Annotated in this window: 3 protein-coding genes and 2 pseudogenes; 2 read left to right on the forward strand and 3 right to left on the reverse strand. The window is 60.1% G+C overall.

Features of this window, described 5'->3' with window-relative positions:
• Together OQK_RS32110 and OQK_RS23755 are read right to left on the reverse strand one after the other, a co-directional pair.
• Positions 1-144: pseudogene (locus OQK_RS32110) on the reverse strand (DUF6124 family protein); the annotation flags it as partial.
• 578 nt (positions 145-722) lie between these two features.
• Positions 723-1,415, reverse strand: a complete 693-nt coding sequence (locus OQK_RS23755) for an aspartate/glutamate racemase family protein (RefSeq protein ID WP_016774608.1) — start codon at positions 1,413-1,415, stop codon at positions 723-725.
• Between the two features lie 197 nt (positions 1,416-1,612).
• On the opposite strand from OQK_RS23755, the gene OQK_RS23760 reads away from it, so the two are divergent.
• Both OQK_RS23760 and OQK_RS23765 read left to right on the forward strand, forming a co-directional pair.
• Entirely contained in the window at positions 1,613-2,104 is a 492-nt protein-coding gene (locus OQK_RS23760) for a hypothetical protein (RefSeq protein ID WP_016774609.1), read from the forward strand.
• A 232-nt stretch (positions 2,105-2,336) separates the two neighbouring features.
• Positions 2,337-3,311: a hypothetical protein gene (locus tag OQK_RS23765; RefSeq protein ID WP_016774610.1), complete on the forward strand. Its 975-nt coding sequence runs from the start codon at positions 2,337-2,339 to the stop codon at positions 3,309-3,311.
• A 273-nt stretch (positions 3,312-3,584) separates the two neighbouring features.
• Here the strand turns inward: OQK_RS23765 and OQK_RS31670 are convergent.
• Positions 3,585-4,230, reverse strand: a pseudogene (locus tag OQK_RS31670) (tetratricopeptide repeat protein); the annotation flags it as partial.

Here is a 4,230-nt window from a genome sequence, read left to right on the forward strand (position 1 = left end):
ACTGAACGGCGGTGGGGTCGAGCCGGGTGGGCAGAGGTAGTGGTCGAGGGCGCGGTCGGCGGCTTGGTGGAGTTTTTTTGAATCGAGGGATTCGTAGGGGGAGGTGGGGTCGGTTTCGGGTGGGTTGGGTGTTGGTTTGATCATGGGTGAAGCCTCTAGAGTGGTGAAGCTGCCACCGTTCGCTGCTAACGAAGGAGGTGGCGGCTGTACGCGGGTTAGCAGACCGGGACTCTAGAACCCGGCGCACCGAAGTGCCCCACGCAAAGCCGCCATAACGGCAAGACCTTGTGCGTCTAGAGATAACCCGGGCTGCTAAACCCGATCACTGAACATTCAGCGACCGCACCACAATAGAATCCGCCCCCTAAGCGCACAAGCCGGCGGATTCTGGCGTAGCTGTAGGCAATGGCGCAAGAATTTGTAGCTTGGAAGGCGTGTCTGGAGGTGTCTTTTAAACAGCGGCGTTTAAAAGGCAAAAGTTGGCGACAGCACGGTAGATGTTTTTTGCCGGGAAGCAGGTGTTGGCTGTGAGGTCGCTTTCGCGAGCAGGCTCGCTCCCACATGAATCTTCAGTGCTCACAGGGGTTGTGCCCGGGCTGGATCAAAATGTGGGAGCGAGCCTGCTCGCGAATGCAATCTGCCCCTCGACGCTTCAATGCGCGACGGGCAGTGGGTCGACACCCTGAGCATGGCCCGTCTACGCAATAGCCCGAAACCCTGAATCAGTCGCCCAGTGCGAACGCCACCGCCGACTGCGCATGCAGCTCGGTGGTGTCGAGCAGGGGCAGGGCGCTGTGTTCGGGTTTGATCAGCAGGCCGATTTCGGTGCAGCCGAGGATGATCGCCTGGGCGCCACGGGCGGTCAGGGATTCGATGACGCGTTGGTAGATTTCTCGCGATTGTTCGCTGATCACGCCCACGCAGAGTTCGTCGTAGATGATCCGGTGCACCTCTTTGCGCTCGGCATCATCCGGCACCAGTACGGTCAGGCCTTGGGCGATCAGACGCTGCTTGAGGAAGTCCTGCTCCATGGTGAACGCGGTGCCGAGCAACCCGACCGTGCGCGCGTCGATTTCCAATGCAGCTTGGGCGGCGGGTTCGGCAATGTGCAGGAACGGAATGCCGATCGCGGCCTGAATCTGCTCGGCGACCTTGTGCATGGTGTTGGTACACAGCACCACGCAATCGGCGCCGCCAGCTTCGAGCCGGCGCGCGGCATCCACCAGAATCGCCGCTGCATCGTCCCAGCGCCCGGCGTGCTGGGCCTGTTCGACCGGGCCGAAGTCGACGCTGTACATCAGCAACTGCGCCGAGCGCAACGGGCCGAGGCGCTCGCGGACCTGTTGGTTGATCAGGCGATAGTATTCGGCGCTGGACTCCCAGCTCATGCCGCCGATAAGGCCGATGGTGCGCATTGGATTTCCTCAAGCAAATGTCAGTGTCGAGCATTCAGAGCTGCCCGAAGTTACCTTCTGTTCGAGACTCGACGCCAGTACCGACTGACTGTACCGCCGATCTTTCCCGCAACTGTGCATCTGCAAGAACTAAACGTACGCCGCGCCGGGGATCTGCCACTATCACCCTTCGCAGGTCCTTTCCGAGGAACACCGCAATGAACGACGTACAGCAACTGGGCGAAATGCTTCGCCACTATGCCGAAAGCGAAGCGCACAAGAAGCAACTGTTCACTACGCAATCAGCTGAATGGGCAACACGGATTGCCGCGCTGTTCGACCAGATCGAGCAATGGCTTGAACCGGTCAAGGCGCCGAATTTGCTGGAGGTCAGTCGCGAGGCGTATGTCGCGTCCGGGCCGAGCGTGCCGGTGGAGACCTCGACGTTCAAGACGGAAAAATTGAGCATCGTGATTGCCGGCAAACCGGTGGAGTTTGTGCCGGATGTGATGGGCAGCGGCGGGCAGATTTCCCTGGCAGTGATGGGGCTGACGGCGGCCCGGTATGGGAGCATTTCCCTGGTTGGCCTGGCGGATGGTGCGTGGCAGTGGCGCAAGACCAATGGTTTGAAGGATCCGGATACGTTTGCGTTTGATGCGAATTTTCTGGCGCAGCAACTGCAAAGCCTGATTCCTCGCGATCGCGCCTAGATTGGGACGCAGAGCGTCCCGGGCTGCATTCCCACGCAGAGCGTGGGAACGATCAAACACCGCTATCGCGAGCAGGCTCGCTCCTTGGGGGGGTGAGGCGAGTACCGGGGAAACCCTTAGGTCCGGTGCCAATCCGGCATTTTCCCTTGGGTCACTGATGGCCTTTTGGTAGAGTCGCCGTCGCCAGCGGGTTTTCGGCTGGATGATGGAACCGAAGAAGGGAGTCTGATCAGTGAGTCCGGGCAAAAAAATCCTCGGTCTCACGGCGTCGCTTTTGCTGCTGACGCTGTGGGCCAGTTACTTTTACGTATTCAAGGAAAACCGCGACGGCCAGCTTGGCGGTGTCGGTGAAAGCACCGCGTGGTGTGGCACGCCACCGACCACGGAAGCGGCGTTGCTGGGCAAGGATCAACTGACCTTGCGCGTCACCAACAACCTGCGCGGCGAATTCATGGTTGGCGGCTCGCTGGTGGTTTCCGAACGAACCTTCAACCGCTACGACCTGGGCCGCAACGAACTGCGCCTGCGTCTGGAACCGCTACAGTGGTCGTTCGGCGTCACGCCGATCTTCCTCGAGCAGGTCAAGGTGCAGCCGCTGAGCCGCAACCTCTCATCGACCAATAAAAGCGCCTTCGCCGAACTTGAGCCTCGCGCAATCGGCGTGCACGCTCAGACTGCCGCGTTCCCCTTCGACACCTATCGCTACGGCTACAAACCGGTGCTGTATTACCTCAAGGGCAGCGAGCGCATCGACCTGCGTTTCAAGAGCATCACCACGCTGATGGAGATGTCCAACACCTTTACGCCGATCCAGAAGTACAACCGCGCCGACTACATCAACGAGAAAAACTCGATGATTCGCGACGAGGACTACAAGCCTTACAGCGCGCATGAGTGTGCGTTCAGCGTCGAGCGCAAAGGCTCGTTCAAGGTGGTGGTGCTGTTGCTTCTGCTGGTGCTGTGCCTGCCACTGATGCTGGTGTTTTACCGCGATGAACCGGGGATCGACTTTCTCGCGACGCTGGTGGGGATTGCGGTGGTGCGCACATTGCTGATCGGGCCAGTGGAAGATTTCCAGCTGTACAACATCGACTTTTTGTTTGGTGCGGCGATTTTGTTGGTGGGGACGGTGTCGCTGATCAAGGCGATGCGCGCCAATAGCCGGCGAGAGATGGCTTTGCGCAGTGGAGAGACGTCTTCGTGGTGATTGTTCGATTCTGAAAGCCAAGATCAAAAGCCCCTCACCCTAACCCTCTCCCGGAGGGAGAGGGGACTGGTTTGGCAGCCCCTCACCCTAACCCTCTCCCGGAGGGAGAGGGGACTGACCGGGGTGTCTTGGGTGATACATCGAAGTGACAGACCGAGTCGATTACGGATTCAAAGCCGATCGCTCAAGTCGGTGCAATCCTTGAATATTCCCCAATCGGTCCCCTCTCCCTTGGGAGAGGGCTAGGGTGAGGGGCCACCGATCTCCAGCCGATCACTTGAGCGCCGGATCCCCCATATTCATTTTCTTCCAGCCCTGCAACAGCACCTGCGCCTTCGGTTCCTGGCCGCTATCGAGGTAGTACTGAATCAGCGACAGCCGCGCATTGCGGTTGGCCGGTTGTACCTTGAGCAAACTTTCCAGAATCGCGCACGCCTCATCAACCTTGCCGCTCTCATGCAGCGCCACCGCCAGTACATAGCCGTATTGCGCATTCTCCGGTTCCAGTTGTGCGGCTTTGCGCAAGTAGGACATGGCGTCGGCGGACTGGCCGGCACGGATCAGCGACAACCCGCGCGTGTGCTGCAACAGCGCCGCATCCGGATGCTGCTTGAGGCTGTCATCCAACAGCTTCTGCGCTTCGGTGGCGCGACCATTCGCTTCCAGCCACTGTGCCAGCGTGACCAGCGCCGGGTAGAAATCCGGGTCACGTTGCAGGGCGCTGCGCAGCAGCGGTTCGACCTCGACACTGCGTCCGCTGGCCTGGTACAGCATCGCCAGATTGAGATTGGCCTCGGCACGCTCCAGCAGGCTCTTCTGCACGGCTTCATACTCGCCAATCGCCGCGTTCCAGCTGGCTTGCGCCGCCTCCAGACCATTGTTGCGCGAGGCACCGAGCAGATCCCGCGCGGCGACGATG

It is taken from the genome of Pseudomonas sp. R62 (assembly GCF_000257605.1).
GTDB classification, from domain to species: domain Bacteria; phylum Pseudomonadota; class Gammaproteobacteria; order Pseudomonadales; family Pseudomonadaceae; genus Aquipseudomonas; species Aquipseudomonas atacamensis.

Coding starts and splice junctions, on each gene's coding strand:
- OQK_RS23760 (WP_016774609.1), top strand. CDS start 1,613: ATGAACGACGTACAGCAACTGGGCGAAATGCTTCGCCACTATGCCGAA.
- OQK_RS23755 (WP_016774608.1), bottom strand. CDS start 1,415: ATGCGCACCATCGGCCTTATCGGCGGCATGAGCTGGGAGTCCAGCGCC.